This window comes from Streptomyces sp. NPDC111507 (assembly GCF_055638955.1).
On the sequence record NZ_JBVKBU010000020.1, the window covers coordinates 41,252 to 62,611 of the forward strand.

Annotated in this window: 20 protein-coding genes and 4 tRNA genes; 13 read left to right on the plus strand and 11 right to left on the minus strand. The window is 69.2% G+C overall.

Going from position 1 to position 21,360, the window contains the following annotated elements:
* Window positions 1-13 precede the first annotated feature (13 nt).
* A tRNA-Asp gene (locus ACZ7M2_RS45035) sits at window positions 14-88 on the plus strand.
* Between the two features lie 370 nt (window positions 89-458).
* On the plus strand, window positions 459-647 hold the full coding sequence (locus tag ACZ7M2_RS45040) for a DUF6274 family protein (RefSeq protein WP_075031369.1): 189 nt from the start codon (window positions 459-461) through the stop codon (window positions 645-647).
* Window positions 648-1,096: 449 nt separating this feature from the next.
* Here ACZ7M2_RS45040 and bldC read toward each other — a convergent pair whose 3' ends face one another.
* Together bldC and ACZ7M2_RS45050 are read right to left on the minus strand one after the other, a co-directional pair.
* Window positions 1,097-1,303, minus strand: coding sequence for a developmental transcriptional regulator BldC (bldC, locus tag ACZ7M2_RS45045; RefSeq protein WP_003949541.1), 207 nt, complete (start codon window positions 1,301-1,303; stop codon window positions 1,097-1,099).
* Window positions 1,304-2,015: 712 nt separating this feature from the next.
* Window positions 2,016-2,864, minus strand: a complete 849-nt coding sequence (locus tag ACZ7M2_RS45050) for a DUF8083 family protein (RefSeq protein WP_471600228.1) — start codon at window positions 2,862-2,864, stop codon at window positions 2,016-2,018.
* Between the two features lie 245 nt (window positions 2,865-3,109).
* Between ACZ7M2_RS45050 and ACZ7M2_RS45055 the strand changes: the two genes are divergently transcribed.
* Together ACZ7M2_RS45055 and ACZ7M2_RS45060 are read left to right on the plus strand one after the other, a co-directional pair.
* Window positions 3,110-4,198: a Leu/Phe/Val dehydrogenase gene (locus ACZ7M2_RS45055; protein ID WP_471600229.1), complete on the plus strand. Its 1,089-nt coding sequence runs from the start codon at window positions 3,110-3,112 to the stop codon at window positions 4,196-4,198.
* A 321-nt stretch (window positions 4,199-4,519) separates the two neighbouring features.
* Window positions 4,520-4,774, plus strand: coding sequence for a DUF3073 domain-containing protein (locus ACZ7M2_RS45060; RefSeq protein WP_037615441.1), 255 nt, complete (start codon window positions 4,520-4,522; stop codon window positions 4,772-4,774).
* A 161-nt stretch (window positions 4,775-4,935) separates the two neighbouring features.
* Here ACZ7M2_RS45060 and purM read toward each other — a convergent pair whose 3' ends face one another.
* The 4 genes from purM to ACZ7M2_RS45080 all read right to left on the minus strand — a co-directional run bounded on the left by purM (window position 4,936) and on the right by ACZ7M2_RS45080 (window position 9,338).
* Window positions 4,936-6,036, minus strand: a complete 1,101-nt coding sequence (gene purM, locus ACZ7M2_RS45065; protein WP_471600230.1) for a phosphoribosylformylglycinamidine cyclo-ligase — start codon at window positions 6,034-6,036, stop codon at window positions 4,936-4,938.
* A 43-nt stretch (window positions 6,037-6,079) separates the two neighbouring features.
* Entirely contained in the window at window positions 6,080-7,606 is a 1,527-nt protein-coding gene (purF, locus tag ACZ7M2_RS45070; protein WP_403702294.1) for an amidophosphoribosyltransferase, read from the minus strand.
* Between the two features lie 61 nt (window positions 7,607-7,667).
* On the minus strand, window positions 7,668-8,459 hold the full coding sequence (locus tag ACZ7M2_RS45075) for an META domain-containing protein (protein WP_352053579.1): 792 nt from the start codon (window positions 8,457-8,459) through the stop codon (window positions 7,668-7,670).
* 81 nt (window positions 8,460-8,540) lie between these two features.
* Window positions 8,541-9,338 (minus strand): maleylpyruvate isomerase family mycothiol-dependent enzyme, encoded by a 798-nt coding sequence (locus tag ACZ7M2_RS45080; protein ID WP_471600231.1) that lies wholly within the window; start codon window positions 9,336-9,338, stop codon window positions 8,541-8,543.
* A 203-nt stretch (window positions 9,339-9,541) separates the two neighbouring features.
* Between ACZ7M2_RS45080 and ACZ7M2_RS45085 the strand changes: the two genes are divergently transcribed.
* Window positions 9,542-10,126, plus strand: a complete 585-nt coding sequence (locus ACZ7M2_RS45085) for a Uma2 family endonuclease (RefSeq protein WP_471600232.1) — start codon at window positions 9,542-9,544, stop codon at window positions 10,124-10,126.
* A gap of 64 nt (window positions 10,127-10,190) precedes the next feature.
* Here ACZ7M2_RS45085 and purL read toward each other — a convergent pair whose 3' ends face one another.
* The 3 genes from purL to purS are packed head-to-tail and all read right to left on the minus strand — an operon-like array spanning window position 10,191 to window position 13,386.
* Complete coding sequence (gene purL / locus ACZ7M2_RS45090; protein ID WP_471600233.1) at window positions 10,191-12,449, minus strand: phosphoribosylformylglycinamidine synthase subunit PurL; 2,259 nt, start codon at window positions 12,447-12,449, stop codon at window positions 10,191-10,193.
* Window positions 12,446-13,126 (minus strand): phosphoribosylformylglycinamidine synthase subunit PurQ, encoded by a 681-nt coding sequence (gene purQ / locus ACZ7M2_RS45095; RefSeq protein WP_054235044.1) that lies wholly within the window; start codon window positions 13,124-13,126, stop codon window positions 12,446-12,448. Before purQ ends, purL begins: the two co-directional genes overlap by 4 nt.
* Window positions 13,123-13,386, minus strand: a complete 264-nt coding sequence (purS, locus tag ACZ7M2_RS45100; protein ID WP_005482678.1) for a phosphoribosylformylglycinamidine synthase subunit PurS — start codon at window positions 13,384-13,386, stop codon at window positions 13,123-13,125. The genes purQ and purS overlap by 4 nt, the downstream gene beginning before the upstream one ends.
* Window positions 13,387-13,747: 361 nt before the next feature.
* On the opposite strand from purS, the gene ACZ7M2_RS45105 reads away from it, so the two are divergent.
* From ACZ7M2_RS45105 to ACZ7M2_RS45140, 8 genes are all read left to right on the plus strand, one after another.
* Entirely contained in the window at window positions 13,748-14,065 is a 318-nt protein-coding gene (locus ACZ7M2_RS45105) for a histone-like nucleoid-structuring protein Lsr2 (protein WP_352053582.1), read from the plus strand.
* A 152-nt stretch (window positions 14,066-14,217) separates the two neighbouring features.
* A tRNA-Gly gene (locus tag ACZ7M2_RS45110) sits at window positions 14,218-14,289 on the plus strand.
* 79 nt (window positions 14,290-14,368) lie between these two features.
* Window positions 14,369-14,444 (plus strand) — tRNA-Gly (locus ACZ7M2_RS45115).
* Window positions 14,445-14,574: 130 nt separating this feature from the next.
* Window positions 14,575-15,687, plus strand: a complete 1,113-nt coding sequence (locus ACZ7M2_RS45120; protein ID WP_471600234.1) for an ABC transporter ATP-binding protein — start codon at window positions 14,575-14,577, stop codon at window positions 15,685-15,687.
* On the plus strand, window positions 15,684-16,508 hold the full coding sequence (locus tag ACZ7M2_RS45125) for an ABC transporter permease (RefSeq protein ID WP_471600235.1): 825 nt from the start codon (window positions 15,684-15,686) through the stop codon (window positions 16,506-16,508). The genes ACZ7M2_RS45120 and ACZ7M2_RS45125 overlap by 4 nt, the downstream gene beginning before the upstream one ends.
* Before the next feature lie 20 nt (window positions 16,509-16,528).
* Window positions 16,529-17,839 (plus strand): sensor histidine kinase, encoded by a 1,311-nt coding sequence (locus tag ACZ7M2_RS45130; protein WP_471600309.1) that lies wholly within the window; start codon window positions 16,529-16,531, stop codon window positions 17,837-17,839.
* Between the two features lie 68 nt (window positions 17,840-17,907).
* Window positions 17,908-18,510 (plus strand): response regulator transcription factor, encoded by a 603-nt coding sequence (locus ACZ7M2_RS45135; RefSeq protein WP_060898434.1) that lies wholly within the window; start codon window positions 17,908-17,910, stop codon window positions 18,508-18,510.
* 22 nt (window positions 18,511-18,532) lie between these two features.
* A tRNA-Gly gene (locus tag ACZ7M2_RS45140) sits at window positions 18,533-18,605 on the plus strand.
* A 61-nt stretch (window positions 18,606-18,666) separates the two neighbouring features.
* On the opposite strand, the gene ACZ7M2_RS45145 is transcribed toward ACZ7M2_RS45140, so the two are convergent.
* Together ACZ7M2_RS45145 and ACZ7M2_RS45150 are read right to left on the minus strand one after the other, a co-directional pair.
* Window positions 18,667-19,566, minus strand: coding sequence for a phosphoribosylaminoimidazolesuccinocarboxamide synthase (locus ACZ7M2_RS45145; protein ID WP_099921831.1), 900 nt, complete (start codon window positions 19,564-19,566; stop codon window positions 18,667-18,669).
* A gap of 126 nt (window positions 19,567-19,692) precedes the next feature.
* On the minus strand, window positions 19,693-21,246 hold the full coding sequence (locus ACZ7M2_RS45150; protein WP_471600236.1) for a N,N-dimethylformamidase beta subunit family domain-containing protein: 1,554 nt from the start codon (window positions 21,244-21,246) through the stop codon (window positions 19,693-19,695).
* Between the last annotated feature and the right edge of the window lie 114 nt (window positions 21,247-21,360).

Genomic DNA, 21,360 nt, shown 5'->3' on the forward strand with positions numbered 1-21,360 from the left:
GACTGCGAAACCTGGTCCTGTGGAGCAGTTTGGAGTGCTCGCCACCCTGTCAAGGTGGAGGCCGCGGGTTCAAATCCCGTCAGGACCGCAAGAAATACGAGAGCCCGGGTCTTCGGACCCGGGCTCTCGTGCGTACGCACTCCGCGCAGCCGCACGAACTCACGGACCCCTCGCGCATCCGGGCTCCCGGACCGCCCGCGCGCCGAACCCCGGCAGCGCACATCCGAACCCCCGGCAGCACACGTTTCGGGTCCCTGGGCGCGCATCCGCAGACTCCGGGCGCCGTACGCCCCGTCACGCGCCTCGCGCGCCCACACCCCCACACGGCCGCTTCCCAGGCCCTCCCACCGAACGCAGGACGCGGCCCCGCCCCACCGGCGGAGCCCCCCGCACCTTGACGCCGTCACATTCGGCGGGTACCCCGGAATCCAGGGCACTCGACCTCCCGGAGGTGGTTCATGGCGGCGTCCGCTCGGCACGAGACGCGCGCGCTGCTCCGCGCCCATCTGTCGGCCGCTTCCGGGTACCGCCATCTGACGCGGCACTGCCCGATCTGCCATCAGCTCCTGAGACTGGCCATGGAGCCCTCCGCGCACGGCGAGGAGGACGAGACGGCAGCCGAGGACGAAACCCCCTCCCATGCGTGACCTCGCGCGGAAGGGCACATCCGCTCAACTCCCTTAGCGCAGACGCGTCACAGGCAACAAGGACTCTGACATGTGACGGGTGTCACCGCATAAGTTTTCAGAAGGTCGGAACTTACACCCCACCTACAACTGGTCAATTTAATATGTGCAATTGCACCACTCTCCGAGGACTCCCACAGGAGATCCGACAGCCCTCCCCAGACTCCGACAAGGCCGCTCACAGCCCCACCGCACGGCCCACACTCGCACCCCTTTCGGCGCCTGAGCAGGGCATAAAAAAATCGCGCTGGACCCGGCGGAGTCCAGCGCGATCGACGACGCACCCTTGTCGCATGTGTAACTGGGTCGGGCGTGAGTCCTGTTGGGGCAGGACCCGCGTCGCTTGGAGCTGTGGTTCGGGCGTCTTGACGGGTTGGGGGACCTGCCGAATTGCCCGATTATGCGATTGTTCAGGCTTCGCTGCGCTGCTGCGGGATACCCGCGAGTAGCGCGCGGACCTCAGCCTCGCGGTAGCGGCGGTGCCCGCCGAGCGTGCGGATGGATGTCAGCTTGCCGGCCTTCGCCCACCGCGTGACCGTCTTGGGGTCGACGCGGAACATCGTGGCGACCTCAGCCGGGGTCAGCAGCGGCTCGGCATCAGGGGTGCGAGCGGTCATGAGCGGCCTCCTCGGGAGAACCGAACCTTCTCGGTTCTTTCCTCTAAATTCTGCACCTTGACCCGCGTTGCCCGAAATGGCGGACGCGAGTCGAGTCGGTTATAGGACGAACGGCTTGTCCTCGGCACTACAACTACACCATCCGTCCAGCCGCGTCGGCCAAACCGATGGAATTGCCCTCCCAGGTGTTCATCAGCGACGGAAGCCGATGGACCATGCCATAGCGGACAGTCACGCCACTGTGACGATCAGTCACAGGACGATCAGGAGTCGTCAGACCCCCCATAGCGCGCAATACCGAGATTCCCACCCAAACATGGACGGATGGAGCCCTCCCCCGGGCTCCTTGTCCTATTTTGGCACGAGGAGGGGCAAGCGATGCAAGAGCCAGGTAAGTGCCATCCGTCACGCTTGACACATCGTTGACACAAAAGACCGGATCGGGACCTAGGTCCCACCTGCGCGGTCTTCTCCCGCAGTGAGGGTTCTTCAGCGTGCGAGGACCATACGTCAGTTCGGGCGAACACCAGTGAGAAGCACATCACACTTCTCGTGCGGCAAACCCGCTCCAGCCGTCCCGAGGCGCCCAGACGTCCCGAAATACTCAGACACCCCACAGGACGCACCGGACCCACAGGCCCCACAGAACCCACAGAACCCACACGGCACACAGGACCCACACGCCCTCGGGTCCAAAGACCCTGGACGCCCCTCAGTTCGCCGAACGCCGGTCCCGGACCGAGCGCCAGCGCTCCACGAGCCGCCCGTACGCCTCTCCCGCCGCCGCCCCGTCCCCGTGCCGCAGCGCCTCGATGCCTTCGGCGACGTCGGCCGCCGAGTGGTCGTCCTCGAGGTGCCCGGCCGGCAGGGCGTGCACGAGCCCGCCGTAGTCCAGCTCGACCAGCGAGCGCGGATGGAACTCCTCCAGCCAGCGCCCCACGTCCACCAGGCCGTCGATGAGGGGTCCCTCGTCCAGGGTGTCCCGCAGGGTCTTCAGGGCGCGGGCCGTCCGCCGCCGCGCCTGCACCATCGGCGTCCGGTAGCGCAGCGTGGGCGCGGCTCCGTCGCCGCCCGTCCCCTTCTCGTACCGCCGCTCCTCGTCGGTGACGAGCACGAACCAGTTCAGCGGCACCTGCCAGGTCGAGCTGCGGATCCACGGGCGGGCGTCGGGGTTGCGGGCAAGCCAGCGCTCGTAGTCGAGGGCCGTCTGGCGGCGTACGAGCGGCGGCAGGACCGCGTCCAGGACGGACACGGGCAGTTCGTCGGCCAGCTCCTCCAGCGCCAGCCAGCCGCGCAGCCGGGTGCGCCAGGGACAGACGCAGAGTACTCCGTCGACGCTCAGCACGAACGCGTCCGCGCTCTCGTGCACCGGCACGGGGATCGGCGGGGTGGGCAGCAGGTCGGCCAGGGAGCGGCGCAACTCGTCCTGGTACGACGGGCGCTCGGCGCGCCGTGCGTAACGCGCCCAGTGGGTCCGCTCAGGCTCCGGGAAAGCGGCCAGCGGTTCGTACACGCGCAGATAGGACGCGTACGGGACGATCACCGAGGACACCTTGGGCACCCCTGCTCCCTCCCCAACGGACCGGACACGAAACCCGGACGGAATCCCGGGCGAGCGGCACGCGGGCGACCGGGAAATCACTGCAAATCGTCCCACGACCGTGCGGAAACGTACTCCGGGAGGAGGTGATCCTGAACACTGCGCGGATGGCGACCGGGCACAGGCTCTAATCTCATGCCCACGGAAGCCCGCCATCCGCACGGGCACCGTCCACAACCGCCGCTACTTACCTGGGAGTCACCACCGTGACCGACGTAACCGACGGCGTCCTGCACACCCTGTTCCATTCGGACCAGGGGGGTCATGAGCAAGTCGTGCTCTGCCAGGACCGGGCCAGCGGCCTCAAGGCCGTCATCGCCATCCACTCCACCGCTCTGGGCCCCGCCCTGGGCGGGACGCGTTTCTACCCGTACGCGAACGAGGAGGAGGCCGTCGCCGACGCGCTGAACCTCTCGCGCGGGATGTCGTACAAGAACGCCATGGCCGGTCTCGACCACGGCGGCGGCAAGGCCGTGATCATCGGGGACCCCGAGCAGATCAAGAGCGAGGCCCTACTCCTCGCCTACGGCCGGTTCGTGGCCTCGCTCGGCGGGCTCTACGTCACCGCGTGCGACGTCGGTACGTACGTCTCCGACATGGACGTCGTGGCGCGCGAGTGCCGCTGGACGACGGGCCGCTCGCCCGAGAACGGCGGCGCCGGCGACTCCTCGGTGCTGACCGCCTACGGGGTCTTCCAGGGCATGCGGGCCAGTGCCCAGCACCTGTGGGGCGACCCGACGCTGCGCGGCCGCAAGGTCGGCATCGCGGGCGTCGGCAAAGTGGGCCACCACCTGGTGGACCATCTGCGCCAGGACGGCGCCGAGGTCGTGATCACGGACGTACGCGACGAGTCCGTACGACGGATCCTGGACAAGCACCCGACGGGCGTCACGGCCGCCACGGACACCGAGGCGCTGATCCGCACCGAGGGCCTGGACATCTACGCCCCCTGTGCGCTGGGCGGGGCGCTGAACGACGCGTCCGTGCCGGTGCTCACCGCGCGGATCGTGTGCGGCGCCGCCAACAACCAGCTCGCGCACCCGGGTGTCGAGAAGGACCTCGCGGACCGCGGGATCCTCTACGCGCCCGACTACGTGGTGAACGCGGGCGGTGTCATCCAGGTCGCCGACGAGCTGCACGGCTTCGACTTCGACCGGTGCAAGGCGAAGGCCACGAAGATCTTCGACACCACGCTGGCCATATTCGCACGTGCGAAGGAGGACGGGATTCCGCCGGCCGCCGCGGCCGACCGGATCGCCGAGCAGCGGATGGCGGAGGCGCGCCGCCGCGGATAACGGAACCCTCCATTCCGTCGCATTCCGCGCGCGTCTCGACGCTTGTCAGGGACCCGCCGAGGGGACACTTCGAGAGAACTCTCACTCCCGTCGGCGGGTCGTCCGCCAAGAAGAGGTTAAAATCGCGGTTGACCAGCGAGGACAGGGCACCTCGCGGGTTCTGGGCCAAGGCGCGTCCTGCGGGCGACGTACCGTATGGGCGCGGGCTCAGGTACCGTGGAAGCCCTACGGACCGGTCTCTCCACGGAGAGCCCGTTCCAGATCATGAACGCGTGTCAAGACTCTGGGGCCACCGAGCCCCGTATCCGAGGGGGTCGAGCCATGGGGCGCGGCCGGGCAAAGGCCAAGCAGACGAAGGTCGCCCGCCAGCTGAAGTACAGCAGCGGCGGGACTGACCTCTCGCGTCTGGCCAATGAGCTGGGCGCTTCGACTTCGAGCCAGCCGCCGAATGGCGAGCCGTTCGAGGACGACGACGAGGAAGACGACCCGTACGCCCAGTACGCGGATCTCTACAACGACGACGATGAGGATGAGGACGACCAGTCCGGTCCACAGTCTCAACGTCGCGGCGCTTGACGCACCAGCGTCCCTCGCGGTTTCCGCGATCTCTCGTAGCTGTAGCGGTGAGCAGATCTCTGTTGGCGGATTTCTCGTAGTAGCGGATTTCTCGTAGTAACCGCACTTCACCCGGTCCGGGGCCTCAACGCCGGACCGGGTTTTGTGCTGCCCCGAGGGCCTCAGCTCGCGTAGTCGCCGATCAGGGCCGCGCCCGTCGCGTGATCGCCGCGCTCGGTGATCTCACCGGCGATCCAGGCGTCCACGCCGCGGTCCGCGAGGGTGGCCAGCGCCGCGTCCGCCGATTCCTCGGGGACGATCGCGATCATGCCCACGCCCATGTTCAGCGTCTTCTCCAGCTCCAGACGCTCGACCTCGCCCGTCCTGCCGACGAGGTCGAAGACCGGGGCCGGCGTCCAGGTCTCGCGGTCCACGATCGCGTGCAGCCCGTCCGGGATCACCCGGGCCAGGTTGGCCGCGAGCCCGCCGCCGGTGATGTGGCTGAACGCGTGCACCTCGGTGGTCCTCGTCAGCGCCAGGCAGTCCAGCGAGTAGATCTTGGTGGGCTCCAGGAGCTCCTCGCCGAGCGAGCGGCCGAACTCCTCGATGTGCTGGTCCAGGCTGAGGTTCGCCCGGTCGAAGAGGACATGCCGGACGAGCGAGTACCCGTTCGAGTGAAGACCGGAGGCCGCCATGGCGATCACCGCGTCACCCGTACGGATTCGAGCCGGGCCGAGCAGCCGCTCGGCCTCCACCACGCCCGTACCGGCGCCCGCGACGTCGAAGTCGTCCGGACCGAGCAGGCCCGGGTGTTCGGCCGTCTCGCCGCCCACCAGGGCGCAGCCCGCGAGCACACAGCCCTCGGCGATGCCCTTCACGATGGCCGCCACGCGCTCCGGGTGGACCTTGCCGACGCAGATGTAGTCGGTCATGAAGAGCGGCTCGGCGCCGCACACCACGATGTCGTCCATGACCATCGCGACCAGATCGTGGCCGATGGTGTCGTACACGCCGAGCCGACGGGCGAGGTCGACCTTGGTGCCCACGCCGTCCGTGGCGGAGGCGAGCAGCGGGCGCTCGTAACGCTTGAGGGCGGAGGCGTCGAAGAGGCCGGCGAAGCCGCCGAGGCCGCCGAGGACCTCGGGGCGCTGCGTCTTCTTCACCCACTCCTTCATCAGTTCTACGGCGCGGTCGCCCGCTTCGATGTCGACGCCGGCAGCCGCGTAGGAAGCACCGGAAGCAGTGCCCGTCGACGAAGTCGACTGATCAGATACAGCAGACATTGCCTGGGATCTTTCGGGTTGGTGAAACGGGGCTCTGCGGCGCTTACGGGCGACGGATGGCGTCAGCCGCGGCCGTGGCTGCGGGACCCGCGGCCAGCTCGGTCTCCAGGAGCTGCTTGCCGAGCAGCTCGGGGTCGGGAAGGTCCATCGGGTACTCGCCGTCGAAGCAGGCGCGGCACAGGTTCGGCTTGGCGATGGTGGTCGCCTCGATCATGCCGTCGATGGAGATGTACGAGAGGGAGTCGGCGCCGAGCGAGGTGCCGATCTCCTCGATGGTCATGCCGTTGGCGATCAGCTCGGCGCGGGTCGCGAAGTCGATGCCGAAGAAGCAGGGCCACTTCACGGGGGGAGAGGAGATCCGGATGTGGACTTCCGCCGCACCCGCCTCGCGGAGCATGCGCACCAGGGCCCGCTGGGTGTTGCCGCGCACGATCGAGTCGTCGACGACGACCAGGCGCTTGCCCTTGATGACTTCCTTCAAGGGGTTCAGCTTCAGACGGATGCCCAGCTGACGGATGGTCTGTGAAGGCTGGATGAAGGTCCGGCCGACGTACGCGTTCTTGACCAGGCCGGCGCCGAACGGAATGCCGCTGGCCTCCGCGTAACCGATCGCGGCGGGCGTTCCGGACTCCGGGGTCGCTATCACCAGATCGGCCTCGACAGGGGCTTCCTTGGCGAGCTTGCGGCCCATCTCGACACGCGAGAGGTACACGTTCCGGCCGGCGATGTCCGTGTCCGGGCGGGCCAGGTACACGTACTCGAAGACACAGCCCTTGGGCTTCGCTTCCGCGAATCGGGACGTACGCAGGCCGTTCTCGTCGATGGCGACGAACTCGCCCGGCTCGATCTCACGGACGTAGGCCGCGCCGCAGATGTCGAGGGCGGCGGACTCGGAGGCGACGACCCAGCCGCGCTCCAGGCGGCCGAGGACCAGCGGGCGGATGCCCTGCGGGTCGCGGGCCGCGTACAGGGTGTGCTCGTTCATGAAGACGAGGCTGAAGGCGCCCTTGACCTGCGGGAGGACCTTCGCGGAGGCCTCTTCGACGGTCAGCGGCTTGCCGTCGTCGTCGACCTGGGCCGCGAGGAGCGCGGTGAGCAGGTCGGTGTCGTTGGTGGCGGCCACGCGGGTGGTGCGGCCGTCCTGCTTGGGGAGGTCGGCGACCATCTCGGCGAGCTGCGCCGTGTTGACGAGGTTGCCGTTGTGGCCGAGCGCGATGGAGCCGTGCGCGGTGGCACGGAACGTCGGCTGGGCGTTCTCCCACACGGAGGCGCCCGTGGTCGAGTAGCGGGCGTGACCGACCGCGATATGACCCTGGAGCGAACCGAGCGAGGTCTCGTCGAAGACCTGGGACACGAGGCCCATGTCCTTGAAGACGAGGATCTGGGAGCCGTTGCTTACCGCGATACCCGCGGATTCCTGGCCTCGATGCTGGAGGGCGTAGAGCCCGAAGTAAGTGAGCTTGGCGACCTCTTCACCGGGGGCCCAGACTCCGAAGACGCCGCAAGCGTCCTGGGGGCCTTTCTCGCCGGGGAGCAGATCATGATTGAGTCGACCGTCACCACGTGGCACGCCACCGAGTGTAGGCGAGATCGACCACTGGTCCGAATTGGGGATGCGGATCCTTGACGGATCACTCGTCGGCGACGGCTTGGACGGTTTTTCCGTTTGTGCTGGTCAGCGCGATGGATCGGTGATTCAAGTCGTATACGACCGTGCTGCCGAAGAGGCCCAGCAAGGTCTTCTCGGTGTCCATGAGTGAGCCGTCGCACATCATCCGGGTGGTCTTGGCGGCGCCGAGGGTGATATGTCCGTCGCGGACGGTGGCCTTGGCGGTGACCTGGTTGCAGCCGAGGCGTCCGGAAAGGGTGCCGTTCGCCTTGTCGAGGGTGAAGTGGGCGTCGGCCCCTTCGGGAAGGGACTGGGCCACGTCACCGTCCCCGAGGGAGGTGACCGTCCACTTCGTGCCGTACAGGGGTGCGTCCGGCTCCTTGGTGAGACTGACGCGGTCGCCGCCGTCGGTGGTGAGCGTCAGCTTGTCGCCCTTGACCTCGCTGGTGAACGTGTTGTCGACGTAGGCGCGGCTGAGGCTCTGCTCGAAGCTCATGGGGTCCTTCTGGCAGCCCATGTCGGTCGCCTCGATCTTCCCGAAGTCGACACGGTCACCCTTGAGGGTGACGGTCGAGCCGAAAGTGTTGCAGCCGAGGTTGCCGCTGACGCGACCGTCTTCGCCGATCCGCAGATACGCGCTGTCCGGCGCCTGCCGGGTCCGGCCATGCGTGGTGAAGGTGTCGACGCTCCAGTGAACGCCGGTGACCGGGGACGATCCGGTCCCCACGGAGCCGCCGCCCCCCGTTTCGGTGCCACAGGCCACGGCGAGCGGAAGCAGGGTCAGGACGCTGAGGGTCAGTCGCTGCTTGTCCATGACGGTGTGACGGGAGGGGTGGGGTGGCCGGTTCCCCTCCGATTCGCCTCCGAGGCGGAGGGGTGGGTTCCGCGGGTGGGTTCAGCCCATCAGGGGCAGCAGCCCGCCGAGGTCGGCCCGCTCCCCGCTCGAGCTGACCTTCGCCTCGTCCAGCGCGGTCCTCCACTGCGTGCGTCCCGTCGCCAGCCGGATCCAGGTCAGCGGGTCGGTCTCCACGACGTTCGGCGGCGTGCCCCGGGTGTGCCGGGGGCCCTCCACGCACTGCACGACGGCGTACGGCGGGATCCGTACCTCAGTCGACGCGCCGGGCGCCTTCACGGCGAGCGCGTCGGCGAGCAGCCGGGTGCAGGCGGCGAGGGCCTGGCGGTCGAGAGGGATGTCGAAATCCGGCACGGCGGCGTTCAGGTCGTCGGTGTGGACGACGAGTTCCACGGTGCGGGTGACGACGCAGTCGGCCAGCGGCATCGCGCCCGCGCTGGTGGCGAGCAGCCGGGTGCTGGGGTGGGCGTCGAGGCGGGCCGTGAAGTCCCGCTCCACGTCGGCCAGGAAGACCCCCAGGTCGGGGTGCTCCTCGGCCAGTCGGTGGGCTGTGTCCGCGATGGCCTCGGAGTTGGCGGAGGTCGCGAACGGCCAGTCGAGGACCGTGGCCTCCTGCTTCACAGGCTCTGGCTGGTCGAGGAGCCGGGCGACACCCGCGAGAGTCGTGCCGACGTGGGCGACCAGTTCACGCACCGTCCAGTCCCCCAGCCGGGTGGGCAGCGCGAGCCGCTCGGGCGTGAGGGCGCGGACGGCCTCCCGTATGTGCCCGAACTGTGCGAGAACCGCGGCGCGCGTCTTGGCGGGATCGTACGTCCGTGTGCGCTTCTTGACCGGGGGCATGGAGGCGAGCCTATGCCTCGTGGCATGCTCGCTCGGGTCCGGCGCACGGTCCACCCGGACACAGGGCCGGGCTGGAACGAGTACGCGTGCCTGACTTGCACGCATCGGACGACCGGGGCACCCGTAAGGATGATCGGCGGCGAAAACCGCTCCGCACCGCCGGCCCCGGACAACACTGGCCTTCGCCTGGAAGGGGGTGCAACATGACGGTTATGGCCGAGCGCACGTCTCAGATGTCGGTGGAGGAGTTCGAAACGATCGCCTTCGCCGCTCCCGAGACCGTCACGTTGGAGTTCATCAACGGACGGATCGGGGTCAAGAAGGTGACGGACGGAGACCACGACACCATCGTGACCTGGCTGGCCCGGCGCTGTATGCGGACCAGGCCCGACCTGGATCTGTACCAGGGCCGGGGGCTCCGGGTCGAGGCGTATCGAGAGGGCAGAGCGAAACCGGACGCGGTGCTCACTCCCGAAGCCCACTTCGCGGGTGCGGGCGAATGGGCCGATCCGGACGGCACGCTCATGGTCGTCGAGGTCACGTCATACGATTCCGATACCGACCGACGGGACCGGCACGAGAAGCCGGCCGCGTACGGCCAGGCCGGAATCCCCGTGTACCTCTTGATCGACCGGGACTCCTGCACCATCACCGTGCACAGCGCGCCGGACCGGAAGGTCGGGGGCTATCGCACCCTTCACACCGCGAAGTTCGGCGAGAAGGTGTCCGTCCCCGAGCCGATCGGCATCGAACTCGACACGGAGATCCTCAAGAACTACGTCCGATGAGTCGAGGAAGGCCCCACCCGGAAACGTGACTCCGGGCGGGGCCTCGTCGTACGACCGGCGACGGTCAGGCGAGCAGCGCCGGGATGGTCCCCTCGTGCGCCTCGCGCAGCTCAGCCAGGGAGAGCGCGAACTCGCCCTGGACCTCGACCGCGTCTCCGTCCACGACACCGATGCGGGTGACGGGCAGGCCCCGCGCACCGCACATGTCGTTGAAGCGGAGCTCCTCCGAGCGCGGGACGGCGACGACCGCGCGGCCCGCCGACTCCGAGAAGAGGAAGGTGAAGGCGTCGAGACCGTCGGGGACGACCAGCCGGGCGCCCTTGCCGCCGAGCAGCGCCGACTCGACCACGGCCTGGATCAGACCGCCGTCGGACAGGTCGTGCGCCGAGTCGACCATGCCGTCGCGGGAGGCCGAGATGAGGATCTCGCCGAGGAGACGTTCGCGCTCCAGGTCGACCTTCGGGGGCAGGCCGCCGAGGTGGTCGTGGACGACCTGGGACCAGGCCGAACCGCCGAACTCCTCACGGGTGTCACCGAGCAGGTAGAGGAGCTGGCCCTCTTCCTGGAAGGCGACCGGCGTGCGGCGGGCGACGTCGTCGATGACACCCAGCACGGCCACGACCGGCGTCGGGTGGATGGCGGCCTCGCCCGTCTGGTTGTAGAGCGAGACATTGCCGCCGGTCACCGGGGTGCCCAGCTGCAGGCAGGCGTCGGCGAGACCGCGGACGGCCTCGGCGAACTGCCACATGACGGCCGGGTCCTCGGGCGAGCCGAAGTTCAGGCAGTCGGAGACGGCGAGCGGCTTGGCGCCGGTCGTCGCGACGTTCCGGTAGGCCTCGGCGAGCGCGAGCTGCGCACCCGCGTACGGGTCGAGCTTCGCGTAGCGGCCGTTGCCGTCCGTGGCGATGGCGACGCCGAGTCCGGTCTCCTCGTCGATGCGGATCATGCCCGAGTCCTCGGGCTGCGCCAGCACCGTGTTGCCCTGCACGAAGTGGTCGTACTGGGAGGTGATCCAGGACTTGGAGGCCTGGTTCGGCGAGCTCACGAGCTTGAGGACCTGGTCCCCCAGCTCCTCGCTCGTCGCCGGGCGCGGCAGCTTGTTCGCGTCGTCGGCCTGGAGGGCGTCCTGCCACGCGGGGCGGGCGTAGGGGCGCTCGTAGACCGGGCCGTCGTGCGCGACCGTGCGCGGGTCGACGTCGACGATCTTGCCGCCGTGCCAGAAGATCTCGAGGCGATCGCCGTCCGTCACCTCACCGATCACCGTGGCGATGACGTCCCACTTGTCGCAGATCTCCAGGAACCGGTCGACCTTCTCCGGCTCGACGACCGCGCACATGCGTTCCTGCGACTCGCTCATGAGGATTTCCTCGGGAGAGAGGGTCGAGTCCCGCAGGGGTACGTCGTCCAGGGTGACGCGCATGCCGCCGGAGCCGTTGGAGGCCAGCTCGGAGGTGGCGCAGGACAGACCGGCCGCGCCGAGGTCCTGGATGCCGACGACCAGCTTCTCGGCGAAGGCCTCGAGCGTGCACTCGATGAGCAGCTTCTCCTGGAAGGGGTCGCCGACCTGGACGGCGGGGCGCTTCGACGGCTTGGCGTCGTCGAAGGTCTCACTCGCCAGGATGGAGGCGCCACCGATGCCGTCGCCGCCCGTGCGGGCCCCGTAGAGGATGACCTTGTTGCCCGCGCCGGACGCCTTCGCGAGGTGGATGTCCTCGTGCTTCATGACGCCGATGGCTCCGGCGTTGACGAGGGGGTTGCCCTGGTAGCAGGCGTCGAAGACGACCTCGCCGCCGATGTTGGGCAGGCCCAGGCAGTTGCCGTAGCCGCCGATGCCCGCGACGACGCCCGGCAGGACGCGCTTGGTGTCGGGGTGGTCCGCGGCGCCGAAGCGCAGCGGGTCGACGACGGCGACCGGGCGGGCACCCATCGCGATGATGTCGCGCACGATGCCGCCGACGCCGGTGGCCGCGCCCTGGTAGGGCTCGACGTACGACGGGTGGTTGTGCGACTCGACCTTGAAGGTGACGGCGTAGCCCTGGCCGACGTCGACGACACCGGCGTTCTCGCCGATGCCGACGAGGAGGGCGTCGGACTGCGGCGCCTTCTCGCCGAACTGGCGGAGGTGGACCTTCGAGGACTTGTACGAGCAGTGCTCGGACCACATGACGGAGTACATGGCGAGCTCGGCGCCGGTCGGGCGGCGGCCGAGGATCTCGACGACCCGCTCGTACTCGTCCTTCTTCAGGCCCAGTTCGGCCCAGGGCAGCTCGACGTCGGGGGTCGCGGCCGCGTTCTCGACCGTGTCCAGAGGCGTGCGGCTCATGCGGTGACCAGCTTCTTGAGGATCGAGGTGAAGAAGGGGAGGCCGTCGGTGCGGCCGGAGCCGACGAGGGGCTCGACGGCGTGCTCCGGGTGCGGCATCAGACCGACGACGTTGCCCGCCTCGTTCGTGATGCCGGCGATGTCGCGCAGCGAGCCGTTCGGGTTGACGTCCACATAACGGAACGCGACCCGGCCCTCCGCCTCCAGCATGTCGAGCGTGTGCTCGTCGGCGACGTACCGCCCGTCCATGTTCTTCAGCGGGATGTGGATCTCCTGGCCGGACTCGTAGTCGGCCGTCCAGGACGTCTCCGCGTTCTCCACCCGCAGCTTCTGGTCGCGGCAGATGAAGTGGAGGTGGTTGTTGCCGAGCATCGCGCCGGGGAGGAGGTGCGCCTCGGTGAGGACCTGGAAGCCGTTGCAGATGCCGAGGACGGGCATTCCGGACTTCGCCTGCTCGATCACGGTCTCCATCACGGGCGAGAAGCGCGAGATGGCACCGGCCCGGAGATAGTCGCCGTACGAGAAACCGCCGGGCAGCACCACGGCGTCGACCTGCTTGAGGTCCTTGTCCTTGTGCCAGAGAGCGACGGGTTCGGCACCGGCGAGCTTGATCGCACGCTGCGTGTCCCGGTCGTCGAGGCTGCCCGGAAAGGTGACGACTCCAATACGAGCGGTCACTTTCCTGCCTCCGCGACTTCCTCGACCTTGACGGTGAAGTCCTCGATCACGGTGTTGGCGAGGAAGGATTCCGCCAGTTCATGGATGCGGGCGAGCGCGGCGTCGTCCACCGGTCCGTCCACTTCCAGTTCGAATCGCTTTCCCTGACGTACGTCGGAGACACCTTCGAAACCGAGGCGCGGCAGTGCACGCTGCACCGCCTGGCCCTGGGGGTCGAGGATCTCCGGCTTGAGCATGACGTCGACTACGACGCGTGCCACTGGCACTCCCGGTGTGTGGTGCTGAGCAGGTCGCTTCAGACTACCCGCACAAAATTTCTACTCGCGTAGATTCGTAGAATCCTACGTGAGCCCGATCACGATCCCGCATCGACGCGGGGGCACGTACGGAAAATCCTGGGAAAAATCGCAGAAGAGCGGCTGGGCCCCATTACCTTCGGACACGCGGAAGGTTTTAGTCGGGCTTCACAATGCAATGCCCGGCACTGTACAAAGGAATTGGCAATAGCCGATACTTTGCCCAATAACAGCCGGACAGTCGACATCTCCCCGACAACTCCATGACGTCCACGCACGTCATGGGGGGCGATCGCAGAGGTGCCGCACGAAGGGACCGATATTCGTGGCGCAGCGTGTCGTAGTCACTCTCTTTGACGACATCGACGGCTCGGAAGCGGCGGAGACGATCGCCTTCGGACTCGACGGCAAGTCGTACGAGATCGACCTCAATCCAGCCAATGCCAAGAAACTGCGTAAGGTGCTCGCGCCCTACGTCGACGCCGGCCGCAAGCAGTCGAAGTCCGGGAAGGCGTACACGCACACCGCGTTGACCCCCGACCCGGCCGCCGTCCGCGCCTGGGCCCGCTCCAACAAGCTGGACGTCCCCCCGCGCGGCCGCATCCCCAAGAAGGTCTACGAGGCGTTCGCCGAGGCGCACTGAGTCCGAGGGTCCGCCGGATGGCTCGCCGGGGTCCCGCTCCGGCCGGCCATCCGCCCCCGCGCACAACCGACTTGCGCTGACCCCCTGCTGATCAGCTAGAGTCTGGAGCACGCCGAGGGGCAAGGCCGAAAAGCCGGAACCCGAGGAGTCACGCGGGTGTAGTTCAGTAGCAGAACATCCCCCTTCCAGGGGGAAGGCGCAGTGTGCAATTCCTGTCACCCGCTCTGCAGCCCTTACCGATCACTGTTGTGGATCAGGTAGGGTGGTGCTCGCACCGACCGGTGAAAGCTGGTCGGAGGCAATGCGGACGTAGCTCAGTTGGTAGAGCGCAACCTTGCCAAGGTTGAGGTCGCGAGTTCGAGCCTCGTCGTCCGCTCCAGAAAGCAAAGGCCCCGGTCATCGACCGGGGTCTTTCTCGTGTGCGCGGACGAGCGTCCCCTGACATTTGTCATGCGGAGTGATGACACCGCGCACTGCTGTCGGGTCCCGTCCGCGGGGACGCTGATTTCATGAACACGAACGAGCAAGATGACGTGATCGAGGTCACTGATCTGCGGCGCGTGTACGGGGGAGACCGGGGAGCCGGCGGAGATTTCGAGGCCGTGCGCGGAATCACCTTCTCCGTGGGCCGCGGTGAGCTCTTCGCGCTGCTGGGGACCAACGGCGCCGGCAAGACCTCCACCGTCGAGCTGCTGGAGGGCCTCGCCCCTCCGGCGGGCGGCCGGGTGCGGGTCCTGGGACACGATCCGTACGAGGAGCGCGCGGCCGTCCGGCCCCGGATCGGCGTGATGCTGCAGGAGGGCGGCTTCCCCTCCGAACTGACGGTCGCGGAGACCGTACGGATGTGGGCGGGCTGCACGAGCGGAGCCCGGCCGACCGCTCAGGCCCTGGGGATGGTCGGGCTCACCCAGCGGTCCGGGGTACGGGTGAAACAGCTGTCCGGGGGCGAGAAACGGCGCCTGGACCTGGCCCTCGCGCTCCTCGGCCGCCCCGAGGTCCTCTTCCTCGACGAGCCGACGACCGGCCTGGACGCCGAAGGGCGCCGGGACACCTGGGACTTGGTGCGCGAGCTGCGCGACGGCGGTACGACCGTGGTGCTGACCACGCACTACCTCCAGGAGGCGGAGGAGCTGGCCGACCGGCTCGCGATCCTGCACGAAGGGCACATCGCGGCCTCCGGCACCCCTGCCGAGGTGACCGCGTCCGCACCGTCCCGGGTCTCCTTCGAACTGCCCGACGGCTACTTCCTCGGAGATCTGCCCCCGCTCGCCGGACTCGGCGTGACCGACCACGAGACGGCGGGCCGTGCCGTCAGGCTGCGCACCGACGAGCTCCAGCGCACCGCCACCGCACTGCTGGTGTGGGCCCACCAGAAGCAGGTCGAGCTGCGGGGGCTCGATGTGCGGTCGGCCTCACTGGAGGAGGCGTTCCTGCGGATAGCGCGGGACGCCGCGGGCCGGGGGGCGGGTGCGCGGGACGCGGATGCGCAGGGCGCGGATGCACGGGGCCCGGGTGTGCGGGGCGCGGGTGTGCGGGGCGCGGATACGCGGGGCCCAGGTGTGCGGGGCGCGGATGCGCAGGGCTCAGGTGTGCGGGAGCAGGAGAGGGGGACGGTGGCATGAGCGCGACAGTCCCGGCGACCGGGCGAACCGCTACTGATGCGGGTACCGGCGCGGGTACGACGACGGCCGCGGGGCGGATGGCCGCCCTGGCGCGCGCCGAACTGACCCTGCTGGGCCGCTCGAAGGCGACCCTCGCCGCCGCCGTGTTCGTGCCGCTGACCTTGCCGTTCAGCCTCCGCTCGACGGTCGACCAGATGGACCTGAAAGGCGCCGGGCTCTCGGTCGGCTCGGCCGTCCTGCCGTCCTCCGTCGGCCTCGCACTCCTCTTCGCGGTCTACAGCACGCTGGTGAGCGTGTACGCGGCCCGCCGCGAGGAGCTCGTCCTCAAACGGCTGCGCACCGGGGAACTGCGGGACGCGGAGATCCTCGCGGGTGCGGCCCTGCCCTCGGTCGCGATCGGCCTGGTGCAGTGCCTGGTCCTGACGGTCGCGTGCGTCGCGCTGCTGGACGTCGGGGCGCCACCGGCACCCCACCTCGCCGTCCTGGGGCTGCTCCTGGGCCTGGCGATGTGGCCCCCGCTCGCGGCGATCACGGCGAACCTCAGCAAGAGCGTGGAGGGCGCCCAGGTCGCCGCCATGCCCTTGATACTCGTGTCGCTGCTCGGCTCCGGCACCTTCATCCCTCTCCAGTTCATGCCGGACCAGCTGGCCTCGGCCGGCGAACTGCTGCCCCTGACCCCGGTGATCACGCTGATACGCGGCGGCTGGACCGGCGACCTCTCCGCGCACGACACCCTGGGCGCGCTCGGGACGGCGGTGGCCTGGATCGTGCTCGCGGTGTTTGCTGTACGGCGGTGGTTCCGCTGGGAGCCGCGGCGTTGACCAGGGACGTGGTGGTGGGCATGGGCGGGCGCGGTGGCTGGTGGCGCGGCAAGAGCACGCCGGCGAAGGTCGAGACGTACACACGGTGGTCGTTCCACACCTTCCCGTTCATCGAGATCGCCACCTTCGCGCTGCCGGCCTTCGGATACGTGCCCGCTCCGGTGAACTGGATCCTGTTCCTGCTGGTGAGCGCACACGCCACGCTCGGCGCGGTGACGGCCTCGCTGACCCTGGACTGGACCCGTGGCCGCCGCCCCCTGCCGGTACGGCTGCTCTGGGCGCTGGGCACCGCCACCGTGGTGATCGCCGTCGTGAGCCTGCTGGTCGCGCTGCACGGCCCGCGCGGCACGGACAACGGGGCGGCGGCGGGCACGGTGTTCGTCGGCGTCCTGTCGTTCGGGATCGGCACCCTGGCGCTCGCGGTGCGCGAGACACGACGCATGGTGTACGGCGTGCTCGGCGGCGCCCTGGGCGCCGCCGCCGTGGCCGTCCCGGCGGGTGTCTCCGCGACCGGTGCCGCCGTCGCCGCCGGTGCGGTCGTCCTCGCCGCCGGTTTCTTCACCTTCACCTCCGCCTTCTCCGTCTGGCTGCTGAACGCCGTCTACGAACTCGACGAGGCCCGCGAGACCCGGGCCCGGCTCGCCGTCGCCGAGGAACGGCTGCGCTTCGGGCGCGATCTGCACGACGTGATGGGCCGCAACCTGGCGGTGGTCGCGCTGAAGAGCGAGCTCGCCGTGCAACTGGCCCGGCGCGGACGACCGGAGGCCGTGGAGCAGATGATCGAGGTCCAGCGGATAGCGCAGGAGACGCAGCGGGAGGTCCGCGAGGTCGTACGCGGCTACCGCGAGGCCGATCTCCGGACCGAACTCGCGGGCGCGCAAGGCGTGTTGACGGCCGCCGGCATCGACTGCGAGGTCAGCGGCCCGGCGACCGGACTGCCCGCGGAGATCCAGTCCGCGCTCGGCTGGGTCGTACGGGAGGCGACGACGAACGTGCTGCGGCACGGGGACGCCGGAAGGTGTGCGGTGTCCCTGCGAGTGTCGGAGGGCCGGGTGACCCTCACCGTCGAGAACGACGGGGCGCCGGGTACCGGTTCCCGTACCGATGCCGATACCGCCGAGCCGGGAAGGGGGTCCGGGCTCGCCGGGCTGCGGGAGCGGCTCAGGGAGGTGGACGGGGTGCTGCGGGCCGGGCCTGCCGGGGATGACCTGTTCCGCCTGACCGCCGAGGTGCCGCTGCCCCCCGGTTCGGTCCCGGAACGGGCTCCGGACCCGGAACCGGGTGGGTCGCCCCGACCCGCCCCCCACCCCGTGAGCGAGGTCACTTCATGACGTCCACCCCACCCACCTCGTCCACCCCATCCACCTCATCCGTCTCACCCGTCCCATCCGCGCCTCCCGTGCGGCTGTTGCTCGCCGACGACGAACACCTGATCAGGGGTGCGCTCGCCGCGCTGCTGGGACTGGAGGACGACCTCGTGGTGGTCGCCGAGGCCGCGACCGGGCCCGAGGCACTGGCGATGGCACTGGCGCACGAGCCCGATGTCGCCGTTCTGGATCTGCAGATGCCGGGGGCGGACGGTGTGAGGGTCGCCACATCGCTACGGGCCGAACTGCCCGGATGTCAGGTGCTGATCGTGACGAGTCACGGGCGGCCGGGGCATCTGAAGCGAGCGCTTGCGGCAGGCGTGCGCGGGTTCGTCCCGAAGACGGTGAGCGCACAGCGGCTCGCGGAGATCATTCGTACCGTGCATGCGGGAAACCGTTATGTGGACCCGGAATTGGCCGCGGACGCGATCTCCGCCGGGGACTCACCGCTGACCGCGCGCGAGGCCGAAGTGCTCGAGTTCGCCGCCGACGGGGCGCCCGTCGCGGAGATCGCGGAGCGGGCGGCGCTGTCCCAGGGAACGGTACGCAACTATCTTTCGTCGGCCGTCTCGAAACTCGGGGCGGAGAACCGTCACGCGGCGGTGCGTCTCGCACGGGAGCGAGGTTGGGTATAGTTGTCCTCGCACCACAGCGCATGCGGACGTAGCTCAGTTGGTAGAGCGCAACCTTGCCAAGGTTGAGGTCGCCAGTTCGAACCTGGTCGTCCGCTCAGAGAAAGAAGCCCCCGGCCCTTCAGGGCCGGGGGCTTCTTCGTGTGCTCCTTCGCGTCCTCAGCTCCAGCTGATGCCGGTCAGGCGCTCGTACGCCTCGATGTACTTGGCGCTGGTCGCGTCCACGATGTGCTGCGGCAGCGGCGGCGGGGGCTGCTCGCTCCTGCGGTCCCAGCCCGACTCGGGAGACGTCAGCCAGTCGCGGACGAACTGCTTGTCGAAGGACGGCTGGGCGTGGCCCGGCTCCCACACGTCGGCGGGCCAGAAGCGGGAGGAGTCCGGGGTCAGCACCTCGTCGGCGAGGACGAGCGTCTCGCCCTCGTAGCCGAACTCGAACTTGGTGTCCGCGAGGATGATGCCGCGCTCGCGCGCGATGTCACGGGCGCGGCCGTAGACGGCGAGAGTCGTCTGGCGCAGCTGGGCCGCCGTCTCGGCGCCGACCTGGCGGGCGACCTCCTCGTACGACACGTTCTCGTCGTGCTCGCCGACCGCGGCCTTGGTGGCGGGAGTGAAGATCGGCGCGGGGAGTTCCGAGCCGTCGACGAGGCCCTCGGGGAGGGCGAGGCCGCAGACCGTACGGGACTCGTCGTACTCGACGAGACCCGAGCCGGTGAGATAGCCGCGCGCGACGCACTCGACCGGCGTCATCCGCAGGGACTTGCAGATGAGGGTGCGGCCCTCCCAGTCGGCGGGGGCGCCCGGCGGGAGCTCGGTGCTCAGCACATGGTTGGGGACCAGGTCGGCGAGCTTGTCGAACCACCACAGCGAGAGCTGGGTGAGGACCCGGCCCTTGTCGGGGATCTCCGTGGGCAGCACCCAGTCGTAGGCGGACATACGGTCACTGGCGATCATCACGAGGTCGCCCGCCTCGTTCTGGTACAGGTCACGCACCTTGCCGGTGTGCAGATGTACCAGACCCGGGACCTGGAGGGGCTCGGGCTTTTCGACGAATCCGGACACGGTTCCTCCCCGTGGTTGAAGAAAAAGGGACGCCCGTAGGGCCCGAATGGGGTGGTGGTGGGCGACGGGTGGGCCAAGTGGCTCGATTCTCCCGTATCCGGAGAGCGGCTTCGGCCAGGGGGTTCCTCAGTCGCGTTTGCAGATGCGGTCGAGGAGGTTCGCGGTGGCTCGCTGGACACGGGCGTCGACGTGGCCGGGGCGGTCCAGGGCCGGGGACCACGCGAACGTCCCGGCCGCGAAGACCAGGGCACCGGAGGGAGCCCGGTAGAGGGAGGTCTCCTGATGGCGGGTGGCGCCCTCGCTGTCCTGGTAGGGGGAGTGGGCGAGCAGGATGCGGCCCTGGTGCTCGGGCAGCGGGGTGCGCGGGAAATAGCGGTCGGCCTCGCCCGCGACCATGCCGGCGAGTTCGTCGCCCTCGTGTGCGCCGGTCGACTCCCACAGCCAGTGGTCGGCGTTGCGCACGACCAGGGGGTGGGGTTCCGGGACCCTGCCCGCGTACTGGATGCCGATGAGCTGCTGCTCAGGACGGTCGATTTCGCGCCACAGCGCCGGCCTTCCCGGGCCTCTGCGTTTGCGGCAGGTCAGCAGGCGGTCGGCGACGCCGGACGGGGACGGGGCCAACTCCACCTGCCAGTACATGGTGTTGGCGGAGAGGAAGACCAGGGAGGTGCCGCTTTCGCGGGCGAGTTCCACGGTGCGGCGCATGGCCGACGACCAGTACTCGTCGTGCCCCGGGAAGACCAGGCCGCGGTAGCGGGTGGGGTCGACGCGGCCGGCGTGCAGGTCGCGGGCGTCGGCGTAGGCGATGTCGTAGCCGTAGCGCTCGGCCCAGCGGATGAAGTCGTAGGCATGGCCGACGTGGAGGGGGAGGCCCGCGCCGGCGTACGGGCGGTCGAAGGAGACCGTCGTCGCGGCCTCGGACTCGCCGAGCAGACGGCCGTTCTCGTCCCAGGCGTGGTAGAGGCTGGCGCCGGTGTGCCCGTCCTCCGGGTAGAGGTTGTACGCCTGCCAGGTGATGTCCGGGAGCAGGAGGAGGAGGTCCGCCGGGTGGTTGTCGCGGACGGTGAAGGGGACGTGGGAGCGGTAGCCGTCGGCCGTGGTGAGTACGGCCACGTACGCGCCGATGTTCCAGTAGCTCGGGATCTGCAGGCGCCAGGAGAGCCACCAGTGATGGCAGGAAACGGTTCTGTCGGCGGTGAGGGGCGGCGGCTGGACGATGCCCGACAGGCGGGGGCTGGTGGTGATCTTGCTGGCCCCGTCGCCTCCGTAGTGCCCGATGCGGTAGATGTCGACGCTGAATTCCTGGGGCGGGTCGACGGTGACGTGGAAGTCGATGGCCTCGCCCGGCGCGGCCGCGCCGTTGGAGGCGAAGCCCTTGATCTGGCGGTGCACGTCGTCGGCCGGGCGGGGGCCGCCGGCGCGGGGGTGGGGGATGGGGGCCTTGCGGGAGCCCTGGAGGGTGGCGGAGCCACCGGGGCCCCCTGCCTGACCAGGCTGACCGGCCCGACCTGCCTGATCGACGTGATCAATGTGATCGATGTACCACGGGACGACATGGCCCGTGTCGTCGAAGTACTGCTCGTCGCCCCTGAGCCAGGGAACGGGGCCCTGACCGAAGGGGTCCGTCACGGCGTGCGCGAGTGCGCCCGACTCCCAGCGGCGGATCTGCTCCGACCCCATGCCTGCTCCCCTCCCTCGTGCCCCCGTCGGTTCTGTAAGCCCTTGCCCTGCGCGCGATCGGTCCCAGCACATCACATTACGCACGCACTCCGTCACCGTTCGTCGCGAATTGAC

Bases quoted from the DNA above. Each gene is read 5' to 3' on its own strand.
- ACZ7M2_RS45040 (WP_075031369.1), top strand. From the start codon at position 459: ATGGCGGCGTCCGCTCGGCACGAGACGCGCGCGCTGCTCCGCGCCCAT.
- bldC (WP_003949541.1), bottom strand. From the start codon at position 1,303: ATGACCGCTCGCACCCCTGATGCCGAGCCGCTGCTGACCCCGGCTGAG.
- ACZ7M2_RS45060 (WP_037615441.1), top strand. From the start codon at position 4,520: ATGGGGCGCGGCCGGGCAAAGGCCAAGCAGACGAAGGTCGCCCGCCAG.
- purM (WP_471600230.1), bottom strand. From the start codon at position 6,036: ATGTCTGCTGTATCTGATCAGTCGACTTCGTCGACGGGCACTGCTTCC.
- ACZ7M2_RS45075 (WP_352053579.1), bottom strand. From the start codon at position 8,459: ATGGACAAGCAGCGACTGACCCTCAGCGTCCTGACCCTGCTTCCGCTC.
- ACZ7M2_RS45080 (WP_471600231.1), bottom strand. From the start codon at position 9,338: ATGCCCCCGGTCAAGAAGCGCACACGGACGTACGATCCCGCCAAGACG.
- ACZ7M2_RS45085 (WP_471600232.1), top strand. From the start codon at position 9,542: ATGACGGTTATGGCCGAGCGCACGTCTCAGATGTCGGTGGAGGAGTTC.
- purL (WP_471600233.1), bottom strand. From the start codon at position 12,449: ATGAGCCGCACGCCTCTGGACACGGTCGAGAACGCGGCCGCGACCCCC.
- ACZ7M2_RS45120 (WP_471600234.1), top strand. From the start codon at position 14,575: ATGAACACGAACGAGCAAGATGACGTGATCGAGGTCACTGATCTGCGG.
- ACZ7M2_RS45125 (WP_471600235.1), top strand. From the start codon at position 15,684: ATGAGCGCGACAGTCCCGGCGACCGGGCGAACCGCTACTGATGCGGGT.
- ACZ7M2_RS45130 (WP_471600309.1), top strand. From the start codon at position 16,529: ATGGGCGGGCGCGGTGGCTGGTGGCGCGGCAAGAGCACGCCGGCGAAG.
- ACZ7M2_RS45150 (WP_471600236.1), bottom strand. From the start codon at position 21,246: ATGGGGTCGGAGCAGATCCGCCGCTGGGAGTCGGGCGCACTCGCGCAC.